Source organism: Variovorax sp. P1_G12 (assembly GCF_056405555.1).
Genome location: NZ_JBFUBW010000001.1, coordinates 383,558 through 403,266 on the forward strand (window position 1 = coordinate 383,558; position 19,709 = coordinate 403,266).

Genomic DNA, 19,709 nt, shown 5'->3' on the forward strand with positions numbered 1-19,709 from the left:
CGACGCTGCAATGAGTCATCAGATCGCGGGAAATCCGGGCGACAAGCCGATCATGAGCCACGCCGTCGACGACGTGCTGGAGCTCAGGAAGCCGCACGAGATGATCGTGATGATGCCGCGTTCGGCCCGCGTGACCCTGACCGGGCGCCGCATCTACAGCGCGCTGCTGCAGGTGGCGCAGACCCGGCTGGTCGCCTTGCCCGGGATGCCCGCGGCCGACTTCATGTTCGAGGCCCCGCTGGCGGCCATCCTGCGCACCACGGGTTCCAGCGGCAGCGAACGCACGGCGGCCAAGAAGTACCTCATCGAGATGCGCAGCCTGGAGGTCGACTGGGAGTCGACCGCACCGGGCGACGGCGTCAAGTGGCGCGGCTTCTCGATGCTGTCCGAAGTCGCGCTGGAACTCCGGCGCGGCGAGAACTGGGTCAGCTGGTCCTATCCGCCGACGATCATGGCCGCACTCCGGGACCCGCAGCGCTGGGCCCGGATCGACCTCGACGTGCTGGCCAAGCTGGGCTCCTACACCGCCGTGGCGCTCTACGAGATCTGTGCGCGCTACCGCGAGAACCCCAGCGGCGTCACCAGCCGCAAGCCCGTGACCTGGTGGGTCGACGCCCTGAGCAACGGGCCCGGGCCCGAGCGGCGCGAATGGCGCAAGTTCAAGAACGAGCGGGTGAAGGACGCGGTGGTCGAGATCAACGCCGAAACCGACCTCGAGATCGACCTGATCGAGCACAAGCAGGGCAGGGTGATCACCGAGGTCCAGTTCGCCGTCCGCAAGAAGCGCCAGGCGCCGGCGCCGAGGCCGCTCTCGGGCGAGCCGGTGGACGCCACGCTGGTGCTGCGCGCCGAAACGCTGGGCATCCGGGAGATCAAGCTGGAAGGGCTGCTGAAAGAGTTCGGCGACGAACGCGTGCGGGCCCAGATCGAGGTGCTCGAGCGCCGCGCCGCCAACAAGTCGCTGCGCACCATCGAGAACGCCTTCTCCTACCTGCGCTCGCTGCTGCGCAACGAACCGGTGACCGAGGGCGGCCCCGACACCCGGGCGCGCGCCGACGCGGCCGTGCCCGCGGCGCCGGAATCCGCGCCCGAACCCGCCGGCCCGGCGCCGAACGTCGAAGGCGCGAACTGGCTGCGCGAGCAGATCGAGGCGATGAAGAAGGAAGTCGCCGCGCTCGAACCCGCGCACCTCAAGCGCTGGGTCGACCAGGCGCTTCAGGACCTGGCGCGCAAGGGCGCGCTCAACGCAGTCATCAGCCGGCGCGCGGCGCAGGGCGATGTGCTGCACGGGCTGCTGGGATCGGCCGTGGTGTACGCCTATGCCGACGCCACCTACGGCCCCGACTGGAAGGTCGATCGCCAGCTGTTCGACGCCTTGCCATAGACGCCGCACCGGGCAGGCAAGCGCGGGCTTCCACCACGTCCCGCTTCCATATGCCGGATCGCGGATAAGCATCTGCCGAAACGGTCGTTCGCGTTTCGATTCCGAATCCGCACAATCGCGCCCCATGCCGCGACATCCGGTCGACGCGGCTCGTTCCCTTCATCCCCGGGACTCCCGATGCGAGCATCCGCATTCCTCAGGCTGGTCCTGACCCTGGCGCTCGGCGCCGCGCCCCTTTGGCCGGCCAACACCAATGCCCAGGCCCAGGCCCAGACGCCGGCCTTTCCGGCGCGGGCCGTTCACATCACGGTGGCCAACACGCCCGGCAGCACGCCGGATGTGCTCGCGCGCTACCTGGGCACGCGCCTGTCCGAGCGCTGGAACCAGCCGGTGGTGATCGACAACCGCGCCGGCGCCGGCGGCATCGTCGCCGCCGACGCACTGTCGAAGGCCGCCCCCGATGGCCATGCGCTGCTGGTCGGGGCCGACGGGCCGATCACGATCCTGCCCAACCTGCAGCCCGGTCTGCCCTACGACGCACTGCGCGACCTGGTGCCGGTGGCCTCGCTCGGCAAGATCGACTTCGTGCTGGTGGCGAATCCGAAGACCGGCTTCAAGACACTGGCCGATTTCACGCGCGCCGCCGCGGCGCATCCCGGCAAGTACAACTACGCCTCGGCCGGCAACGGCAGCCCGCAGCAGCTGAGCATGGAAATGCTCAAGCAGCGCGCGCGCATCCATGCGACGCACATTCCCTACCGCGGCGGACCGGTGGGCATGCAGGACGTCATCGCCGGCCAGGTCGACCTGATGTTCATTGCGATCGGCCCGGCGCTGCCCCACATCCGCAGCGGCCGCCTGGTTGCGCTGGCGGTCAGCGGCGAAGAGCGCCAGGCCTTGCTGCCCGAGGTGCCGACGGTGGCCGCCAGCTATCCCGGATTCCGCGCCGGCACCTGGTTCGGCCTCTTCGCACCGGCCCGCACGCCGCAGGCCGTGGTGGACGCGATCGCGCTGGACGCCAGCCGCATCGTGCGGGATCCGGTGGCGCGCGCCGATCTGGCCGCGCAGGGCATCGAGGTCACCGGGCTCGCGGCAGCGCCGTTCGCGCGCGAGGTGAGCGCCGAGTACGCGCGCTACGCGCAGATCGTCAAGACGGTCGGGATCCGGGGCGATTGAGCTCCCGCGTGTCCTCGCTTCGGGCAGGACGCGCTTATGCCCCGAGGCATATAAGCAGCCTTCCAATGCGTCGTTCCCTTCAGGCGAGCGAGTCGCGATACTTGCAGACTTTGCCGTGCCACCGCATCGGCCTGCGTGCTTGGCATGCGGTGCGCGCCTCAACTGTTCATGACTTCCTCTTCCCTGGCCGAGCCACAGACTCGGCCGCCTCTGATCCGACTCGAGTCGGTGCAGAAATCCTTCGTTCTTCCCGGCGGCGAGGTCTTCGACGCCGTGCGTTCGCTCTCGCTCGACATCCATGAAGGCGATGTGTTCGGCCTGATCGGCAAGAGCGGCGCCGGCAAGTCGACGCTGCTGCGCCTCATCAACCTGCTCGAGCGCCCCGATGCCGGCAAGGTCTTCGTGGGCGGCCGCGACCTGACCACGCTGTCGCGCCGCGAACTGCGCGACACGCGGCAGAACATCGGCATGATCTTCCAGCAGTTCAACCTGATCCAGAACGCGACCGTGTTCGACAACGTCGCCTTCCCGCTCAAGATCCACGGCCGCCATTCGCGCGCCGAGATCCAGGCCCGCGTGCGCGAGTGCCTCGACCTGGTCGGGCTGGCCGAGAAGATCGACAGCTACCCGGCGCAACTCTCGGGCGGCCAGAAGCAGCGCGTGGCCATCGCGCGCGCACTGGCGCCGCGGCCCCAGGTGCTGCTGTGCGACGAGCCCACCTCGGCGCTCGACAGCGAGACCACGCGCTCGCTGCTCGAGACGCTGCGCGACATCAATCTCAAGCTCGGCGTGACCATCGTCATCGTCACCCACGAACTGTCGGTGGTCGAGGTGCTGTGCCGCCAGGTCGCGATCCTCGAGCAGGGACGCCTGGTCGAGCAGTTCGAGGTCGATGCGCCGGCCACCGCGCGCACGACCGCGCTGGGCCGCGAGATCGACGCGCTGGTGCGGCGCCGCGAGCGCGATGCGCGCGAAGCGCTCGAGGCCCAGGCCGCGTCTTCCATCCACCGCCAAGCAGGCACCCAGGAGCTGGCCCATGCCTGAGAACATCGTCGCCATCCTGCCCGAGCTCGGGCTCGCCATTGCCCAGACCTTCATGATGCTGGGCATCGGCCTCACGGCCGCACTCGTGATCGGCGGGCCGCTCGGCGTGCTGCTGTTCCTGCTCGGCCCCGGCCAGTCGCTGGAACACAAGCCGACCTTCCTGATCCTCAACTGGATCGTGAACACCGTGCGCTCCTTCCCCTTCATCATCCTGCTGGTGGCGCTGGTGCCGTTCACGCGCGTGATCGCGGGCACCTCGATCGGGCCGCTGGCGGCCGCGGTGCCGCTGTCGGTGGCGGCCATTCCGTACCTGGCGCGGCTGGTCGACCAGTGCCTGCGCGAAGTGCCGCGCGGCGTCATCGAGGCCGCCCACGCGATGGGCGCCTCGGAGCTGCAGATCATCTGGCGCGTGCTGGTCGTCGAGGCCCGCTCGGGCCTGGTGCTGGCCTTCACCGTGCTGGCCGTGAGCTTCCTGTCTTACTCGGCGATCGCCGGCGTGGTGGGCGGCGGCGGCATCGGCGACCTGGCGATCCGCTACGGCTACTACCGCTTCCAGACCGACGTGATGGTGCTCACGGTCGCGCTGCTGGTGGTGCTGGTGCAGATCATCCAGTTCGTCGGCAACACCGCCGCACGTCGCCTCGACAAGCGCTGAAGCGCGTTGGCCGATTTTCGATTTCTCCCTTTTATTTGAAACCGTTGAACGTTCCCATGAAAAATTCCATTGCCCGCCGTTCCGTGCTCGCGCTGTCGCTGCTTGCCCTTTCTTTCGGCGGCCTGTCGCTGCAGGCCCATGCCCAGGCGCCCTCCAAGAAGGAACTCGTGATCGGCGGCACTGCCGGCTCCAACATCGACCAGCTCAAGGCCGGCATCGTGCCGATCCTCGAAAAGAAGGGCTACAAGGTCAAGCTGGTCGAGTTCAACGACTACGTGCAGCCGAACCAGGCGCTCGCGCAAGGCTCGCTCGACGCCAATTTCTTCCAGCACCGGGTCTACCTGCAGAAGTTCGCGGCCGACCAGAAGCTCGACATCGTCGAGCTGGTGCAGGGCCCGATCGCGCCGCTGGGCGTCTACGCGACCAAGCGCAAGACGCTGGCCGAGGTCAAGGACGGCGACCGCTTCACGCTGCCCAACGACCCGAGCAACCTGGCGCGCGCGCTGGTGCTGCTGGAGCAGAACAAACTGATTACGCTGAAGCCCGGCATCGACCCGCTGCGCGCGTCGGAGAAGGACATCGCCGAGAACCCGCGCAAGCTGAAGTTCATTCCGCTCGAGGCGGCGCAGCTGCCGCGCTCGCTCGGTGACACCGACTACGCCATCATCAACGGCAACTTCGCGATGTCCTCGGGCCTGAAGCTCACCGAAGCGGTGGTGCTCGAGAAAACGCCGGACCACTACCTCAATGTGGTCGCCGTGAAGCGCGCCGACAAGGACGCGCCGTGGGCCAAGGACATCGTCGAGGCCTACCACTCGAAGGACTTCCGCACGGTGGTCGACAGCAAGTTCCCGGGCTACGCCAAGCCGACGTTCCTGCAGTAGAAGGATGAGTAGCGGGCGGAGTGGCTTGGCGCCCTCCGTCCGGTCGCGCGGCTCAGGCCGGGCCCTCAGGCCAGCGGCGCCGCCCCCATCCACAGCCCCAGATACGCCAGCGCCTTCTCCTTCTCGATCGCCGTGCTGCTGCGCTCGATCGACGCCGGCGAGGTGCGCGCGAAATCCGCGATCGACTGCGACAGGTTCCAGACCTGCACGCGGTCGATCAGCAGCAGGCGGTCGTGCAGCGACTTGGCGCGTGCCAGGCGCACTTCGAGCGGCCGCGCGGCCTTGTACTGCGCCTGCCAGCGGCCGGCCGCCGGCGCGAGGCTGGACTTGGTGCCTGCGCGGTCGCCGAGGATCTGGATGCGAACGCCTTCGCGCGCGGCGATGGCGACATCGGTGAGGGCGATCGCGTTGACATACGGGTCGACGATCAGGATCTCGCTGCGCGCCGAGGCCACGAGCCTGGCCAGTTCGGCGAACACATCGAAAGGCGCGTGGCGGGCGATGAAGGCGCCGCCTGCGGCAGACGGCCGCGGCAAGGTGCGCGCGAGCATCGATGCAAGGCCATGGCGGGGCGCGGCGCCCAGCCCGCCGCGTATGGGGGCTGCCGGGCGGTGGTCCGGGGGAGGGGCGTGGGAGGTGTTGACGAAGACCAGCACCGAGGGGGCGCCAATGGAGATGGCGATGCGGGAGGGGTGTCTATGATCCGAGGTAGCCATGATGTGCGGTTCCTTGTTGATGGCACGTTGTGGTTAGAGCCTCGTCGGTGTTGGTGCACCTTCGGGGCTCGCCTTTTTGCTCAGGGCGAAGCGCTGAGCGGTGTTGCGCGTGGCCGAACACAGAGAGAGCGTCGGCGCATGCAGCAACCTGCCATTTCACTGCGCAGCGGCGCTCGTGCGAACCCCGGCGAGTCGGAAACTGCAGGGGGAAATGTCTGGGGTTGAGTTCCGGGCTGGCCTTCGCGGCGTTGATGAATTCGGCCGCCCTCCGGCTGCGTGTTCAGCTTCGGCGCCGGCAGGCGCCGCCGGCGCGCAAGGCATGTGCGGAACGACACTCAGTGTTCGCATCGCCACCTGCGCAACCGCTTGATTTTCAAGAAGCAATTGGCAGCGGCGCCTCAACATGTTCGCGCGGCGCGCCGCTGGACCTTCGCTCATCCTGGCTTTTCGCCACTGGGCTTTCGTCCATCCCATGGCTGTCGATGTGCGACCGAGGCTGAACCCGGGCGCCCGAGCGACCTGGCGCCGGCGGCCAGGGGTGAACAGCCGCTATTGGCGGAGGGCGAAAGTCGCTTCAGGGCCCAACGCTGCCCTCCGGCCCGTTGCGATGAACGTTGCGCCGGGCTATGGCTTGTGCACATGGACGACGCCGGTCATGAACGGATGCACGGTGCAGTAATAGGCATAGTCGCCTTCCTTTGGAAAGGTCACCTCGAACCGATCGTCGGTATCCATCGCCTTCGAGGCGATGACCTTGTCCAGGCCCTGTGCGCTGGCGACAGTGTGTGGCACCTCGTCGTGATTGATCCAGCGCACCGTGGATCCGGGCGAAATCGTGATCTCCTTGGGCCCGAAGGCGAAYTTGCTGACGTCGACGGTCGTCGCGGCGTCGACGGCAAAGCTGGCCGACGGGCTCACAGCGAAGCAAACGGCCAGCGCGAGCAATGCACTGCGTTGGTTGGGAAGAGATTGACAGAACATGGCGAAGCTCCTCGAAATGATTCCGAGATATGGGGGATGGGTTCAGCCTTCGAGCGGCCGGTCGACCATGGCAAGCGCGCTCTTGCCGCGCACCACGCTGATCTGCCGCGTGCCGAGCAGCTTGCCGAGTTCACCCGCGGGGACTTTGACCGGGCCGGGTTCGCCGATCCCCTCCTGACCTGGCGTGGGCAACGGATAGGCGAGCGACATCGCCGTGTGCAGCGCAACGTGGCCTTCGACTTTCTGCAACACCTGATGAATATGCCCGTTGAGGACCGTGACCGATCCGTACGGGCGCAGCAGCCCGAGCGCCTGGGCAGAATCGGCCGTGCCCCAACCCCAGGGTTCCCAAACCGTCCAGAGCGGTATGTGCGCCATGACGACGATCGGCGTCGAGCGCGAGACACCGGCGAGATCGCTCTTGAGCCAGGCCAGTTGCTCGTCGCCCAGTGCGGCCAGCGTACCTGCCTTGAAGTTGAGCACATTGTTCAGCCCGATGAAGTGCACGCCGCCCTGATCGAAGCTGTACCAGGCTCGCCCCTTGCCGTCGTGGTCGAAGAACTTCAGATAGCCGGTGACACCATCGTCGATGGTGTCGTGCTCGCCCGGTACGGTATGGATTCGGTCGACGCGAATCTCCTTGAGGATTTCCTTGGCGTTGCCGAATTCCTCCGGCTTCGACAAGTGGCTGACATCGCCCGTATGCACGACGAATGCGGGAGCCTGAGGCAACGCGTTGATGTCGGCGATGGCGTGGCGCAGGCTGCCAATGACATCCGGGTTGGCCTCTCTGTGGAAGCCGATGTGCGTGTCGCTGATCTGAACGAAGTTCAGCCCACCGCGCGCGGCGCCCGGCGGCGTGCCAGTACCGGTGGCTCCCAGGGCTCGTGGTATGCCGCCGCTCACGGTCCAAATGACGGCCGCGCCGCCCCATGCGGATATACAACTGAGGGCTTGACGTCGGCCCGGATTGTGCGTCTTCATCTGCTTGCTCCTTAGTGGGTTGAAGGTCGTTGCAAGTGGCATTACGGAAGAGGGCTGGGATTTATTCCCGCCGTTTGCACGGGGCGCGCACGCGCCCGCGGAATAGATTCCGTTCGGGCACAGTCATCGGTTCATGAGTGTCGACGGGAGATTCGCATGCCTTTCACTGCCCATCACCTGCGCCTGGGTTCGGGATTGGTGCTGATGAGCTACATCTCGCTGCACCTGTTCAACCACATGCTGGGCATCGTGTCGGTGCCCCTCGCGGAGGCCGGATTGCGCTGGTCAATCCGGCTGTGGCAAAGCGCGCCGGGCACAGCGGCGCTGTACGGTGCGTTCGCGCTGCACTTTGCGCTTGCATTGCGCACGATCTACCAGCGCCGCCACTGGCAACTGCCGGCCACGGAGTGGCTCCGCCTGTGGTCGGGCTTCAGTCTCCCCTTGCTGCTGATCGGCCACGCCGTGAACACCCGCCTGGCGTCGTCCTTCTACGGTTTCGAGCCGAGCTACGAAAGGATCATCGCCGGACTGATCTCGGGCGGTACGCAGGGTTGGCAGATCGCTCTGCTCGCGCCCGGCTGGGTGCATGGTTGCCTGGGCCTGTGGATCACGGCGCGTCATCGCGTTGCGTCGCGTCGCGCCCGAGTCGTATTGGTCGCGATTCTTGTCGCGGTTCCGCTGCTTTCGGCGGCGGGGTTCATACGCATGAGCCGCAGTATCGAGCCATACGAAGCCATCCTTGTGACACACGCGGCAGAGGCGCGCCCTCGTGCGGCGTCGCTCGCGTCATGGCGCCGAGCCCTGGTGGGCACTTACCTGTTGCTGCTCGCCGGCTCGTTTGTCGCCGGCCGATGGCGCGATGCGAAAGGGAGTGACTCGGCGGCGCCGTGACCCGGGGTCGCCGCCGCAACAGAAAGCAGCTCGCCCCGCGGTGGCCTATCGGGCGTCGGCCGCTGCCAGGCGCTCACGTACCAGCCCGGTGAAGGCTCGCAACTCCGCAGCATTCATGTCCGATACGGCCCAGGCCTGCATGCCACCCTGTCGCCAGTGCACGATGTTGAAGCCCTGTCGCGCGAGCAATTCGGACGCGACCGAACTGCCATCCGGCGTCGGCCAGACGAACAGGTTGATCACGTGAGGTCCGGCCTGATAGACCAGCCCAGCGACAGCCCGACCGTCGAGGTAGTCGAGTCGACCGCCGGTCAGCGGGAAGCCTTCGGCTGCGAGGTCGATGACCGGCGGCGAGAAGTCGAGCTTGCCGGCAAACCACGGTTTGACGGTGTGGTGGTCGGACGAAGCAACGTCCACCAAGTGAGACTCCATCAGTGAGCGCACGTGGCTGCCCATCACGGCATCGCGCGTCAAGTCCTGCGCAGGCACCACGAGCAGGCTGAACGCAATGCCCCAGGCGGTCGCGGCGCCGGCGCCGTAGACGGCCGCCGCCTCCAGCCAGCGACGCCATCGGGCTGCGGGCCGGGCTGCGGGAGGTCTCGGCGAAGGCGCGGCCGCTGCCCGAACATCGTCCAGGATGCGGCGGGTCAACCCCGCAGGCGGTGCGTACCGCGAAGCCTGGCTCCGGATCAGCGGACCGAGAGCGTCGTCTTCAGGCGATTGCATCGCGCCTCCTTACCGCATTTTTGGTTCCATGCTCTGCCTGCAGCGCGTCGCGCAGCAGCGCACGGGCGCGCGACAGGCGCGACATCACTGTGCCGAGCGGGATGCCGGCGACCCGAGCGATGTCCTCATACGACATTTCCTCTAACTCGCGCAGCACGATCACCTCGCGAAACACCGGCGCCAGCGCTTCGATCGCCGCATTGACGCGCTCGCCGACGACGTGTTTGTCCCACAGAACAGCAGGATCGACGCTGCCGTCTGGCCACGCAGTCGCGGCCAGACGGCAGCTTTCGCTGTCGTGCATCTCGTCGAACTCGACCTGATGGCCCAGACGGCGCCGCTCGCGCATGCAGTCGTAGCAGGCGTTGCGCACGATGCCCATCAACCAGGGCCTGGCATCTTCGCCACGCAGATCATCGAAAAAGCGCAAGGCGCGCAAGTAGGCCTCCTGCACTGCGTCTTCCGCCTGCTGCGCATCGCGCAGCAACCAGCGCGCCAGGTTGTAGGCGGCGGGCAGGTGTATCAAGGTCGCGGCCTCGAATTGACGGGTACGGTCGATCACGGTTCCTTGCATGACGGGCCGGGGCGCAGATTTATTCCGGGCGAGCGTCGAGTCTTCGATCCGTCATGCGTGCTGAACGCAACTGCACATGGAGCGGTCCCTTCCACCCGCTTTCGGTAGTTGTTCACGTTTTCAGAACCAATGCATGCGAGGGCATGGTCGCCGTTGTGCAGCCAGGAATATTCCGCGGATCGCCGCCGTACTGCACCAGGAGGCTGAGAGGCCTCGACCACGGCACAGGTGGTGCCGCTCAACCCAGGAGATCATCATGCGTACATTCGATCCAACATTTGTCCCCCAGGTCGGCTCAGAAATTGCCGGTCCTCGACGCCAGGCCAACGCGGCCGATGCTCGAACACGTCAACGTGCAAGCACACGCACGTGCGTGACGCTCGCCCGCAGCACTGGCACTTTGTTCCTTCTCGCTGCACTCGGCGTAGCCGCCCATGCCGACGGGGGCATGACACGCGCGCAGGTCAAGGCCGACCTGGCCGAAGCGATGCGAACCGGCGAAATGCTCGCCCCAGGCGAAAGCGGCCTGACGCTGAGGGAGCTGAACCCGCAGCGCTATTCCTCCCCGGTTGTGGCACAGGGCAAGACGCGCGCACAGGTCAAGACGGAACTGGCCGACGCGATCCGAACGGGCGACATCCTGGCCAATGACGAGAGTGGGCTGAGGGTCAACGAGGAGCACCCGCAGCTCTACCCTGCACAGGTTGTGGCGGCGGGGAAGACACGCGCTCAGATCAAGGCCGAATTGGCCGAAGCGATCCGAACGGGCGACATGCTCGCGAATGACGAAAGCGGCCTGAGGCTCAACGAGGTGCGCCCGCAGCGCTATGCCAAGGCGCGGGCGACGAATGGCGACCCGTCCCGGATGGTGGCCGCTGAGGCACCTTCGGCCTCAGGCGGCGCCACGCAGTGATGCGTTCGCGCAGGTCGGCCGGAGTCCGTCGCGGTCGGCCTGCGTCGCTCGACCCCGTGCAGCGGCGCGGCCGGCGTTGTCGCACAATTCGCACGGGGGCACCATGCCAGGCTTCAGACATCTCCGAACCCTGCGCCCGGCCGGACCGCGCTCGGTTCGGCTGGCGAGTGGGCTCGTGCTGTTTTTCTATATCGGGACTCACCTCCTGAATCATTCGCTCGGCAATGCCTCTCTCGCATGGCTCGAGCGAGGCCTTTTGGTGCAGAAGTTCGTCTGGCAGGGGTGGCTTGGCACGACCTTCCTGTACAGCGCCCTGGTCATGCACTTCTTCCTGGGCCTGTGGGCGCTGTACGAGCGGCGCTCGCTGCATTGGACTCCGAACGAGGTGGCGCAGCTCACCCTGGGCTTGTGCATTCCGCCGCTGCTTGCCAACCACCTCGTGAACACGCGAATCGCCTTTGCCGAGTTTGGCTTGAACAAGGGCTATGCCCAACTGCTGTACTCGCTCTGGATCGCTCAGCCAGCGTTCGGCCGCGTGCAGCTGATACTGCTCGTGGTTGCGTGGCTGCATGGGTGCTACGGCATCTGGTTCTGGTTGCGTTTGAAACCATGGTTCGGGGCTTGGCGCAGTGTGCTGCTGAGCGTTGCAGTGCTATTGCCGGTGCTTGCCTTGCTGGGCTATCTGCAAGGCGGCCGCGAGGTGATGGCGCTGGCCCAGAACCCGGCCTGGCGCGCGCAAGCGCTGGCGCAGACCGTCGTCGGGACGGCAGCGCAAAATCGCTGGCTCGTCGGTTTGCGCAATGACTTTCTCCTCTTCGAGGGTGGCGCGCTGCTGCTGGTGCTCTCGGCGCGACTGGCGCGTGCGCTGTGGGAGCGCAGGAAAGGGCGATTTTGGGTGTGCTATCCGGAGGGACGGCAGGTCCACGTGCCGCTCGGATTTTCGGTGTTGGAGGCAAGCCGGATGGCCGGCATACCTCACGCGAGCGCCTGCGGGGGTCGCGCCAGATGCTCGTTGTGCCGGGTGCGCGTCCTCAGCGACGTCGGGCTGCCGGGGCCAGCGGAGGCCGAACGGCGCGTGCTGGAGCGGCTCGGCGCCGATTGGCGATACATACGCCTCGCATGCCAGTTGCATCCGAAAGCTGATCTTGCCGTGTGGCCCCTGGTGCCGCCGGCGGCATCCACGGCCTTCCAACAGGAGCACCGATGGGGCGCGATACCGCAAGAGCGATTCGGCGCGTTCATGTTCGTGGACATGCGTGATTCCACCCGGCTCGCAGCGCAGCAATTGCCGTTCGACAGCCTGTTCTTCGTCAGTCGTTTCCTGGCTGCGGCCTGCGCCGCCGTCGTGCAGGAAGGAGGACTGCCAAACCAGTTCCTGGGCGACGGGGTCCTCGCCATATTCGGCCTGGATACCGAGCCTGGCACTGCATGCCGCCAGGCGCTGCGCGCGGTGCCAGTGGTCGCGATGAATATCGCGGCGCTGAACGTGGCGCTCGAGGCTCATTTGCAGCAGCCCCTACGATTTGGCATCGGAGTGCATTGCGGCCGCGCGGTCATGGGTGAGATCGGCTTTCGTGAGCACGTGACGTTCACGGCGTTGGGGGACGCGTTGAACGTGGCCTCCAGGCTTCAGCAGTTGACAAGAGACATTGGCTGCGAGGCCATCGTCTCGGACGCGGTGTTCCGGCGCGCTGGGGTTTCGGCAACCGGCCTGGCGCCGCTCAATGCACGCCTGCGAGGCCGTGATGAGGCGGTGCGCGTCCGTGTGCTGACCGATGCGCGGCAAATGCCTCGCCTAGTCGCATGAGGGGGCAATACGTGTTGGTGCCGTTGTCCCCCGCGAAACCTGGAGCGGCGATACGGTCGCCTTGTTGACCGACCCGGCCAAGGTCCAGCTCGTGATGAAGGATGGCGTGATCTATAAGGACTGCGCAACGCCTGTTCTGGCGAAAGCGGCGTTGCATGTCGATGGTGCAAGCTCGCCACTGCGTGAAGAAAGGTGAAAGAGGCGATTGCTGAAATGAATTGAGGGCAGAACTATGCGCGACGCATCGATTGCGCCGCGCGACCGCATTGTGGGCGAGACCGGTCATAGCAAGCGGGCGTGTGACTGACCGGTCATGGCCAACTGTAGCCTGTCGCCTTCTCGGCGCTTTGGGCCCGTTGCCGACGTTTAGCTCTCACCGGGACCGGACATTCCCAATGCAACAGCCGTTACATGTCGCCGCCGCTTCTTCAGGCTCAGGCTCGCCGCTACACTCTCGAAAGTCATGTTCCGCCGTCCCTTCCATCGCTGCATGACCGCGTTCGCCGTGGTCCTGGCGCTGCTGTTCTCGCAGCTGGCGCTGGCAAGCTACGTCTGCCCCGGCGCGGCTGACGCGGCCGCGATGGCGGAAATGATGACCGCGGGCGAAGCTTGCGACGGAATGGATTCGGCGCAGCCCGTGCTTTGTCATCAGCACGCGGCCGACATGTCGTTGTCGTTCGAGCCGGTGAAGGTGGCAACCCCTTCGCTGCCGGCCATCGTGCAGATACTCGTCGTGCCGTTGCTCCTCGAGGCGCAGCTTGCCGCGGCGACTCCCATCGCGGTGGCACCGGAGTTGCGACCTCCGCCCGACCCACTCTTTCTCTCCACCCTCAGACTTCGAGTCTGAAATCTCCGTTGACTGAACGGCGCTGGTGCGGCTCGTCCGCCTGCCAGCTCACGCCTCATTTGTCTTCGGAGTACTCATGCCATCCCACTTCCTGCGCGCTGCCGCCTTGGCTGCCGCACTTCTTCCGTTCCTCGCAGCGGCCGCCCCTCTGACCTTAGAGACGGCCCTCGACCTGGCCGTCAATCGCTCTGAAGCCGCGCGGGCCGCACAAGCAGGCGTGACGAGCGCGTCAGAGGCCGCACGCGCCGCCGGCCAGCTTCCGGACCCCATGCTGCGCGCGGGCATCGAGAACCTGCCGGTGACCGGCCCCGACCGCTTCAGCACCACGCGCGACGCGATGACGATGAAACGCATCGGCATCAGCCAGGAATGGCTGTCGAGCGAGAAACGAGCTGCCCGTCAGGCCTCGGCGGAGGCCGTTGTCGCGCGGGAGCGCGTCCAGGCGCGTAGCGCTGTCGCCGAAACCCGCCTCAACACCGCGCTGGCCTACCTCGACGCCTACTATGCCGCCGAAGCGCTGAAGCTGACGACGCTCACGGAGCACCACGCCCATGAAGAGTTCGAGGCGGCGCGTGCCCGTCTTGCTTCATCCTCGGGCAGCAGCCAGGAAGCGCTGGCCCTGACTGGCGCGCGCGGTCTGGCCGAAGACGAGTCGGCCGAGGCTCGTCAACTGCAAAGTGCGGCTCAGGCCGCGCTCCAGCGTTGGGTCGGCGCCACCGTCGAAGAGTTGGCACCTGTCGCGTCGGTTCCCCTGGCGACGGAGCAGGCATATGTCGCGGGGAATCCGATCGTTGCGGCCAAGCGGTTCGACATCGATGTGGCCCAGCGAGGCGCCGCAGTCGCTGCGTCGGAGCGCAAGCCGAACTGGACCTGGGAGGTCTCGTATGGACAGCGCACGAACTACTCAGACATGGCGACCTTCGGCGTGAGCATCCCTCTTCAGGTAGCGCCGTCCGAGCGCCGGGACCGGGAAACGGCAGCCAAGCTCGCACTGGCCGGGAAGGCTGAGGCAGAGCTTGAAGAAGCCACGCGCGCGGCAACAGCCGAATACCGAACGCTTGCCAGCGATGCCCAGCGCCTACGCGAACGCATCGAGCGCTACCGCTCCGGCGTCGTGGCCGTCGCCGGGCAGCGGACCTCGGCAGCCATCGCTGCCTATCGGTCGAACCAGGGCACGCTGATGACGCTGTTCGAGGCGAGACACGCAGAAGTGGAAGCACAGCGAAAGCTCCTTGTGCTTCAGCGCGACCTCGCCAGGACCCAGGCGCAGCTGGCCTTCAAACCCCTTTCGCCAGGAGCCGACCGATGAAACGCTCTTACCTGACCACGCTTCTTGTCGTAGCCGGTGCTGCGCTCATTGGCGCAGGCTTCTTGCTCGGGCGTCAGACCGGCCGGGAGGGCGAGCATGCCGCAGCAAGCCATGCCGTCTCGTCGACCGACGGCCGCAAGGTTCTCTACTGGCACGACCCGATGGTTCCAGGCCCACGCTTCGACAAACCGGGCAAGTCGCCGTTCATGGACATGCAACTCGTGCCTGTGTATGCCGACAGCGACCCCAGCGAATCTGGCGTCAAGGTCAGTCCGACGGTGCAGCAAAACCTGGGCATCCGCATCGCTGCGGTACGTCGCGCCGAAGCCTCGAGCTCCTTCGACGCCATTGGTTCCGTGCAGTTCGACGAGCGGCTGAATGTGGCGGTACAGACGCGCGTCGCTGGCTACGTCGAACGCCTGGCGGTGCGCGCCCCCATGGAGCGCGTACGCAAGGGGCAGGCCCTGGCGACCATCTTCGCGCCGGAGTGGCTCGGACCGCAGAACGAGTTGCTTGCGCTCCAGCGCGCCGGCGTCGCACCCGACCTCATCGCCGCAGCGCGCGAGCGGATGCGCGCGATGTCGATTCCGACGGAACTCATCCGCCAGAGCGAAAGCACCGGAACCGCGCAGGCACGCTTCACCCTCAGCGCCCCGACCGATGGCGTCGTCGCCGAGTTGGGCGTCCGGGAAGGGGTTGCCGTCACGCCCGGCATGACGCTGTTCCGCATCGCCGGTCTCGACAAGGTCTGGGCCGTGGCCGATGTTCCGGAAGCCCAGGCGCTGCGGTTGACCCGCGGTCAGAAAGTCACGGCAGTGCTTCAGGCTGATGCCTCTCAGACCTTCGATGGCGAACTCAAGGAAATACTTCCGGAGGTCAGCTCGAACACTCGCACCCTGAAGGCGCGCTTCGAGGTCGACAACCGGCAAGGAAAGCTCACGCCCGGAATGCTGCTGCGTCTGCGAGTGGCAGGACCGACAAGCAGCCGGCTCGTCGTTCCGGCCGAGGCGGTGATTCGCACGGGCAAGCGTGCGGTCGTCATCGTCCGCAAGGACGGCGGCACCTTCGAACCTCGCGACGTCACCCTCGGCATGGACCTCGGTGACGACATCGAAATCGTCCAGGGACTGAACGACGGTGACCAGGTGGTCGCGAGCGGTCAGTTCCTCATTGACTCCGAAGCCCGGCTGCGCTCGGTCCTGGGAAGCATGTCGGTGTCCGCATCGCCTCCTGCACAGACAGCCTCATCGCCGGCAGCGAAGGCGTCAGGCACGCATACGGCAGAAGGCAAGGTCGAGAGCGTCGAGCTCGACAGCATCACGATTTCGCATGGCCCGGTGCCAACGCTGAAGTGGCCGTCCATGACGATGGGCTTTTCGAAGCCGAATCCCAACGCCTTTGCCGACGTGAAGCCGGGTGACACCGTGCGATTCGAGTTCAATGAGGCCGGCCCCATGGGCTATGAACTCCTCTCGGTGCAGCGCGTTCAACCGGGCGCCAAGCAATGATTGCCGCGCTCATCCGATGGTCGGTCGGCAACCGATTCCTGGTGCTCGTCGCCACGCTGTTCCTGGTGGCGGCCGGAGTCTGGTCGGCCGCCCGCATTCCTGTGGACGCTCTGCCCGACCTCTCGGACGTCCAGGTCATCATTCGAACGCCCTTCCCAGGCAAGGCCCCCCAGGTGGTGGAGGACCTGGTGACTTACCCGCTGACGACCACGATGCTGAGCGTGCCGGGCGCCAAGACGGTCCGCGGCTACTCGTTCTTCGGGGATTCCTTCGTCTACGTGCTCTTCGACGACAAGACGGACCCGTACTGGGCCCGCTCGCGGGTCGTGGAGTACCTCAATCAGGTGCAGGGCAAACTGCCCGCGGGCGCCAATGCCTCCCTGGGGCCCGATGCGACCGGGGTCGGATGGGTCTTCGAGTACGCCCTGGTTGACCGGTCAGGCAAACGGGACATCGGGCAGCTTCGTGCCCTCAACGATTGGTTTTTGAAGTTCGAGCTGAAGACCATCCCCGATGTCGCCGAGGTCGCGAGCATCGGCGGCATGGTGCGGCAGTACCAGGTGGTGCTCGACCCTGACCGCATGCGGGGCCTTGGCGTGACCCAGGGGATGGTTGTCGCGGCCTTGCAGAAGGCGAACCAGGCTTCGGGCGGCTCGGTCGTCGAACTCGCGGAGGCCGAGTACATGGTGCGTTCGCGCGGCTACCTGAAATCGCTGGATGACTTTCGTGCCATTCCGCTCGCGGTCTCGGGCGCGACCCCAGTGCTCCTGCGCGACGTGGCCACGATACAGACAGGTCCCGAAATGCGCCGCGGCATCGCCGAGCTCGACGGTGAAGGGGAAGTTGCAGGTGGCGTCGTGGTCATGCGCTCGGGCAAGAACGCACGTACGACCATCCAGGCCGTCAAGGTGAAGCTCGAGACGCTCAAGTCGAGCCTGCCCGATGGCGTGGAGATTGTTCCGACCTATGACCGGTCGTTGCTCATCGACCGCGCGGTCGAGAACCTGCGCTTCAAACTGCTGGAAGAATTCGCAGTCGTGGCGCTCGTCTGCGCCATCTTCCTGTTTCATCTCCGCTCGGCATTGGTGGCGGTGGTCGCGCTTCCGATTGGCGTGCTGACCGCGTTCATCGTCATGCAGTGGCAAGGCGTCAACGCCAACATCATGTCACTCGGCGGCATTGCCATCAGCATCGGCGCCATGGTCGACGCAGCCATCGTGATGGTGGAGAACGCCCACAAGCACCTGGAGGCGTTCGAGGCGAAACATGGGAGGAGCCCGACTTCTCCGGAACGATGGGAGTTGGTCAGCGCGGCGTCCATCGAGGTTGGGCCGGCCCTGTTCTTTTCGCTCCTCATCATCGCGCTGTCTTTCGTGCCCGTGTTCACCCTGGAAGCACAAGAGGGGCGGCTCTTCTCGCCGCTGGCGTTCACGAAGACTTATGCAATGGCTGCGGCTGCGGGCCTGTCCGTGACGCTGGTTCCTGTGCTGATGGGCTACCTCATCCGCGGACGCATCCCTCACGAGGCAGCGAACCCGGTGAATCGTTTCCTCGTGGCGGCCTACCGGCCCGTGCTGGAAGCGGTGCTTCGCTTTCCGAAGGCCACCCTGGCGGTCGCCGCAGTGCTCATGGCACTGACAGCCATCCCTGTCATGCGTCTCGGCGGTGAATTCATGCCGCCGATGGATGAAGGTGACCTGCTCTACATGCCATCGGCCCTCCCCGGGCTGTCGATTTCCAAGGCTTCCGAGCTTCTTCAGCAGACGGACCGACTCATCAAGACGGTGCCGGAAGTCGAGCGGGTCTTCGGCAAGGCGGGTCGCGCCGACACCGCCACGGACCCGGCGCCGCTCGAGATGTTCGAGACGACCATCCAGTTCAAACCGCGCGCACAGTGGCGTGCCGGGATGACGCCCGACAAGCTCGTTGAAGAGCTCGACCGCGTGGTCAAGGTGCCGGGCCTGACGAATGTCTGGGTGCCGCCCATCCGCAACCGCATCGACATGCTGGCAACCGGCATCAAGAGCCCTGTCGGCATCAAAGTCGCCGGCGCCGACCTGGCCACCATCGACGCGCTGACAACGCAGATTGAAGCAACAGTCAGGGGCATTCAAGGTGTCTCGTCGGCGCTGGCCGAGCGCCTGACCGGTGGCCGGTACATCGACGTCGACGTGGACCGGCTCGCAGCCGCGCGCCATGGACTTTCCGTGGCCGATGTTCAGTCCATCGTCTCGACTGCCGTCGGCGGCGACAACGTGGGCGAGGTCATCCAGGGGCGAGAACGCTATCCCATCAACGTCAGGTATCCGCGAGAGGTTCGCGACTCGCTGCAGCGCTTGAGGGAACTGCCCTTCGTGACCGACAAGGGGGCGCAACTCCTCCTGCAGGACGTGGCAAAGGTGACCATCCAGGAAGGCCCGCCGATGTTGCGCAGCGAGAACGCGCGCCTCTCCGGCTGGGTGTACGTGGATGTCCGAGGCCGGGACCTGAGGTCGGTGGTCAACGACATGCAGGCGGCAGTGGCCAAATCGGTCACCATGCCCGCCGGCTACGCCGTCTCATGGTCGGGGCAGTTCGAGTACCTTGAGCGAGCGACCGAACGGCTCAAGCTCGTCGTGCCCGCCACCTTGGCCGTCATCTTCGTCCTGCTCTACGTGCTGTTCAGGTCTGTTGCAGATGCAGCACTGGTCATGGCGGCGGTCCCGTTCTCTCTCATCGGCGGCTTCTGGCTGGTTTGGGCGTTGGGACATTCCATCTCGGTCGCCACCGTGGTCGGTTTCATCGCACTCGCCGGCGTCGCTGCCGAGTTCGGCGTCGTGATGCTCATCTACTTGAAGAACTCCCTTGCGCGGCGTATCGAAGCTGGAGCGCCGATGAACGACGAAACGTTGATTGCAGCCATTCGCGAGGGAGCGGTGCTGCGCGTTCGCCCAAAGGCGATGACGGTGGCGGTGGTCATGGCGGGCTTGCTGCCGATCATGTGGGGAAGCGGAACGGGCTCCGAAGTGATGACCCGAATTGCCGCCCCCATGGTGGGGGGCATGGTGACGGCGCCATTGCTCAGCCTGCTCGTCATCCCGGCTGCCTGGTACTTGGTCAATCGACGCCGAACTGCAGCGCGCGATACCCGACAGGACCACGAGGTCGTGCCGTAGAGGAAGCCTGCTCCCTTCGAGGTCTGTCACGACACCTGTCAGCCGGCTTGCAAACGAGAACCGACGGCCAAAGACCGCCGATGGCCGATTCCGGCGGTTCGCCGCATTCTGCCTCCCCGCTGGCCGGAAAGCCGCCGCCAGGCAGGCCCGCTCGG

At 66.2% G+C, this 19,709-nt stretch carries 18 protein-coding genes; 13 read left to right on the plus strand and 5 right to left on the minus strand.

Annotated features, from left to right (window positions below; translation table 11 throughout):
• The first annotated feature begins 10 nt into the window (after positions 1 to 10).
• From AC1D2O_RS01885 to AC1D2O_RS01905, 5 genes are all read left to right on the plus strand, one after another.
• Positions 11 to 1,384: a hypothetical protein gene (locus AC1D2O_RS01885; protein WP_478087621.1), complete on the plus strand. Its 1,374-nt coding sequence runs from the start codon at positions 11 to 13 to the stop codon at positions 1,382 to 1,384.
• A gap of 177 nt (positions 1,385 to 1,561) precedes the next feature.
• Positions 1,562 to 2,560: a Bug family tripartite tricarboxylate transporter substrate binding protein gene (locus AC1D2O_RS01890; RefSeq protein ID WP_478087622.1), complete on the plus strand. Its 999-nt coding sequence runs from the start codon at positions 1,562 to 1,564 to the stop codon at positions 2,558 to 2,560.
• Positions 2,561 to 2,728: 168 nt separating this feature from the next.
• Positions 2,729 to 3,604, plus strand: coding sequence for a methionine ABC transporter ATP-binding protein (locus tag AC1D2O_RS01895; RefSeq protein ID WP_478087624.1), 876 nt, complete (start codon positions 2,729 to 2,731; stop codon positions 3,602 to 3,604).
• Positions 3,597 to 4,259, plus strand: coding sequence for a methionine ABC transporter permease (locus AC1D2O_RS01900; protein ID WP_442286031.1), 663 nt, complete (start codon positions 3,597 to 3,599; stop codon positions 4,257 to 4,259). The genes AC1D2O_RS01895 and AC1D2O_RS01900 overlap by 8 nt, the downstream gene beginning before the upstream one ends.
• A 56-nt stretch (positions 4,260 to 4,315) precedes the next feature.
• Positions 4,316 to 5,143, plus strand: a complete 828-nt coding sequence (locus tag AC1D2O_RS01905; protein ID WP_478087625.1) for a MetQ/NlpA family ABC transporter substrate-binding protein — start codon at positions 4,316 to 4,318, stop codon at positions 5,141 to 5,143.
• A 65-nt stretch (positions 5,144 to 5,208) separates the two neighbouring features.
• Here AC1D2O_RS01905 and AC1D2O_RS01910 read toward each other — a convergent pair whose 3' ends face one another.
• From AC1D2O_RS01910 to AC1D2O_RS01920, 3 genes are all read right to left on the minus strand, one after another.
• Positions 5,209 to 5,859 (minus strand): hypothetical protein, encoded by a 651-nt coding sequence (locus AC1D2O_RS01910; protein WP_478087627.1) that lies wholly within the window; start codon positions 5,857 to 5,859, stop codon positions 5,209 to 5,211.
• 624 nt (positions 5,860 to 6,483) lie between these two features.
• Positions 6,484 to 6,840: a cupredoxin domain-containing protein gene (locus tag AC1D2O_RS01915; RefSeq protein WP_478087628.1), complete on the minus strand. Its 357-nt coding sequence runs from the start codon at positions 6,838 to 6,840 to the stop codon at positions 6,484 to 6,486.
• A gap of 42 nt (positions 6,841 to 6,882) precedes the next feature.
• Complete coding sequence (locus tag AC1D2O_RS01920; RefSeq protein WP_478087630.1) at positions 6,883 to 7,824, minus strand: metallophosphoesterase family protein; 942 nt, start codon at positions 7,822 to 7,824, stop codon at positions 6,883 to 6,885.
• A gap of 156 nt (positions 7,825 to 7,980) precedes the next feature.
• Here AC1D2O_RS01920 and AC1D2O_RS01925 point away from each other — a divergent pair, with 156 nt between their 5' ends.
• Positions 7,981 to 8,715 (plus strand): hypothetical protein, encoded by a 735-nt coding sequence (locus AC1D2O_RS01925; protein WP_478087632.1) that lies wholly within the window; start codon positions 7,981 to 7,983, stop codon positions 8,713 to 8,715.
• 45 nt (positions 8,716 to 8,760) lie between these two features.
• Here AC1D2O_RS01925 and AC1D2O_RS01930 read toward each other — a convergent pair whose 3' ends face one another.
• Together AC1D2O_RS01930 and AC1D2O_RS01935 are read right to left on the minus strand one after the other, a co-directional pair.
• On the minus strand, positions 8,761 to 9,441 hold the full coding sequence (locus tag AC1D2O_RS01930) for an anti-sigma factor family protein (protein WP_478087634.1): 681 nt from the start codon (positions 9,439 to 9,441) through the stop codon (positions 8,761 to 8,763).
• Positions 9,428 to 10,003 (minus strand): sigma-70 family RNA polymerase sigma factor, encoded by a 576-nt coding sequence (locus AC1D2O_RS01935; protein ID WP_478087636.1) that lies wholly within the window; start codon positions 10,001 to 10,003, stop codon positions 9,428 to 9,430. The genes AC1D2O_RS01930 and AC1D2O_RS01935 overlap by 14 nt, the downstream gene beginning before the upstream one ends.
• Before the next feature lie 268 nt (positions 10,004 to 10,271).
• On the opposite strand from AC1D2O_RS01935, the gene AC1D2O_RS01940 reads away from it, so the two are divergent.
• The 7 genes from AC1D2O_RS01940 to AC1D2O_RS01970 all read left to right on the plus strand — a co-directional run bounded on the left by AC1D2O_RS01940 (position 10,272) and on the right by AC1D2O_RS01970 (position 19,554).
• Positions 10,272 to 10,928, plus strand: a complete 657-nt coding sequence (locus AC1D2O_RS01940) for a DUF4148 domain-containing protein (protein ID WP_478087638.1) — start codon at positions 10,272 to 10,274, stop codon at positions 10,926 to 10,928.
• 175 nt (positions 10,929 to 11,103) lie between these two features.
• A complete protein-coding gene (locus AC1D2O_RS01945; RefSeq protein ID WP_478087640.1) occupies positions 11,104 to 12,735 on the plus strand; it encodes an adenylate/guanylate cyclase domain-containing protein in 1,632 nt (543 codons plus the stop codon).
• Positions 12,736 to 12,796: 61 nt separating this feature from the next.
• A complete protein-coding gene (locus AC1D2O_RS01950) occupies positions 12,797 to 12,931 on the plus strand; it encodes a hypothetical protein (RefSeq protein WP_478087642.1) in 135 nt (44 codons plus the stop codon).
• A gap of 294 nt (positions 12,932 to 13,225) precedes the next feature.
• The gene (locus tag AC1D2O_RS01955) at positions 13,226 to 13,582 is read left to right on the plus strand and encodes a hypothetical protein (RefSeq protein ID WP_478156059.1); all 357 of its coding nucleotides are present in this window, start codon (positions 13,226 to 13,228) and stop codon (positions 13,580 to 13,582) included.
• Between the two features lie 76 nt (positions 13,583 to 13,658).
• Positions 13,659 to 14,891: a TolC family protein gene (locus AC1D2O_RS01960; protein WP_478087644.1), complete on the plus strand. Its 1,233-nt coding sequence runs from the start codon at positions 13,659 to 13,661 to the stop codon at positions 14,889 to 14,891.
• Positions 14,888 to 16,399: an efflux RND transporter periplasmic adaptor subunit gene (locus AC1D2O_RS01965; protein ID WP_478087646.1), complete on the plus strand. Its 1,512-nt coding sequence runs from the start codon at positions 14,888 to 14,890 to the stop codon at positions 16,397 to 16,399. Before AC1D2O_RS01960 ends, AC1D2O_RS01965 begins: the two co-directional genes overlap by 4 nt.
• Positions 16,396 to 19,554, plus strand: a complete 3,159-nt coding sequence (locus AC1D2O_RS01970; RefSeq protein WP_478087647.1) for an efflux RND transporter permease subunit — start codon at positions 16,396 to 16,398, stop codon at positions 19,552 to 19,554. Before AC1D2O_RS01965 ends, AC1D2O_RS01970 begins: the two co-directional genes overlap by 4 nt.
• The last annotated feature ends 155 nt before the right edge of the window (positions 19,555 to 19,709 follow it).

Bases quoted from the DNA above. Each gene is read 5' to 3' on its own strand.
- AC1D2O_RS01955 (WP_478156059.1), top strand. From the start codon at position 13,226: ATGACCGCGTTCGCCGTGGTCCTGGCGCTGCTGTTCTCGCAGCTGGCG.
- AC1D2O_RS01925 (WP_478087632.1), top strand. From the start codon at position 7,981: ATGCCTTTCACTGCCCATCACCTGCGCCTGGGTTCGGGATTGGTGCTG.
- AC1D2O_RS01885 (WP_478087621.1), top strand. From the start codon at position 11: ATGAGTCATCAGATCGCGGGAAATCCGGGCGACAAGCCGATCATGAGC.
- AC1D2O_RS01960 (WP_478087644.1), top strand. From the start codon at position 13,659: ATGCCATCCCACTTCCTGCGCGCTGCCGCCTTGGCTGCCGCACTTCTT.
- AC1D2O_RS01940 (WP_478087638.1), top strand. From the start codon at position 10,272: ATGCGTACATTCGATCCAACATTTGTCCCCCAGGTCGGCTCAGAAATT.
- AC1D2O_RS01905 (WP_478087625.1), top strand. From the start codon at position 4,316: ATGAAAAATTCCATTGCCCGCCGTTCCGTGCTCGCGCTGTCGCTGCTT.
- AC1D2O_RS01970 (WP_478087647.1), top strand. From the start codon at position 16,396: ATGATTGCCGCGCTCATCCGATGGTCGGTCGGCAACCGATTCCTGGTG.
- AC1D2O_RS01890 (WP_478087622.1), top strand. From the start codon at position 1,562: ATGCGAGCATCCGCATTCCTCAGGCTGGTCCTGACCCTGGCGCTCGGC.
- AC1D2O_RS01910 (WP_478087627.1), bottom strand. From the start codon at position 5,859: ATGGCTACCTCGGATCATAGACACCCCTCCCGCATCGCCATCTCCATT.
- AC1D2O_RS01965 (WP_478087646.1), top strand. From the start codon at position 14,888: ATGAAACGCTCTTACCTGACCACGCTTCTTGTCGTAGCCGGTGCTGCG.
- AC1D2O_RS01895 (WP_478087624.1), top strand. From the start codon at position 2,729: ATGACTTCCTCTTCCCTGGCCGAGCCACAGACTCGGCCGCCTCTGATC.
- AC1D2O_RS01920 (WP_478087630.1), bottom strand. From the start codon at position 7,824: ATGAAGACGCACAATCCGGGCCGACGTCAAGCCCTCAGTTGTATATCC.
- AC1D2O_RS01930 (WP_478087634.1), bottom strand. From the start codon at position 9,441: ATGCAATCGCCTGAAGACGACGCTCTCGGTCCGCTGATCCGGAGCCAG.
- AC1D2O_RS01900 (WP_442286031.1), top strand. From the start codon at position 3,597: ATGCCTGAGAACATCGTCGCCATCCTGCCCGAGCTCGGGCTCGCCATT.